The 1,015-nt window shown below is 44.7% G+C and carries 1 protein-coding gene; it reads left to right on the top strand.

Annotated elements, in window-relative coordinates; genetic code table 11:
• The coding region (locus tag A3738_RS06925) for an FAD-binding domain-containing protein (RefSeq protein WP_304440075.1) at positions 1 to 548 on the top strand (548 nt) is incomplete at its 5' end.
• Positions 549 to 1,015 lie beyond the last annotated feature (467 nt).

Below are 1,015 nucleotides of genomic sequence, written 5' to 3'. Positions count from 1 at the left end.
TCCAAGTTGTTCATGGTGAAAATGAAGATAACGGGTGGCTGATGTTCGAGTTGCTGTGGCGGGAATACTTTCAATGGTATGCACGCGCCTTCAACAAGCGCGTGTTTTTAGTCGATGGTTTATTCGATCAAGAGAAACGAAAGCTTAGAGGCACTTTTTATCCTCAACGCTTCAAGCAATGGTGCGCAGGCAATACACCCTATCCAATCGTCAACGCCTGTATGCGGCAACTAAACGCGACGGGATACATGAGCAATCGTGGGAGACAAATTGTCGCATCCGCGTTAATAAATGAATTGGGTTTAGATTGGCGATGTGGCGCGTCTTACTTCGAGCAACAACTGATCGATTACGATCCCGCTTCAAACTGGGGGAATTGGCAATATATTGCGGGCGTTGGTGCTGATCCAAGAGGAGGCCGCCAGTTCAACTTAAAAAAACAAACGCAAATGTATGATCCCAATGGAGAGTTCATAGCGAAATGGACGGATAGCGATGAGAATCATCGATTGGATTATACCGATGCTGCGGATTGGCCTATTTTATGATTTGTTTCGGTTTTGGCCAAAAAGCCACTTCTGCATTTGGTTCTGCCTTACAAAATCTTTCGTTGATTCGAGATTAATCGCTTCTAATCTTTTTATGTTCTTTCTTGCTCGCACAAGAAAGAACCAAAGAAATGCGTACCTGCTCTTCGGCCCTGCGGGTACATTCGTGACTGGATAAAATAAACAGGAATTCGTCGAGGATTGTTTGAGCCGAAGGCGAGTCCCGCAGACGCTGTTTATTTTTGAGCAACGAATGACCCCAAAGGGCATGTCAGTGGGGCTGATTAGGATTGTTAAGGGGCTTGTCAGCACAAGTCCCTTAACTCGACCTTTAGGTCGAAACCTAAAAATGCAGAGGCGCTGTCGGCCGCCGCCGACAAGAATAGTAGTAAGAAAATCGAATAATAAATTAACTACACAGAACTACTATTACAGAAGCTATTTATATACAGGGAGAAAATGCCTAA

The organism is Oleiphilus sp. HI0066 (assembly GCF_001635725.1).
The sequence above is the reverse complement of the archived record's forward strand: the minus strand, read 5'-3'. Positions and strand labels throughout refer to the sequence as shown.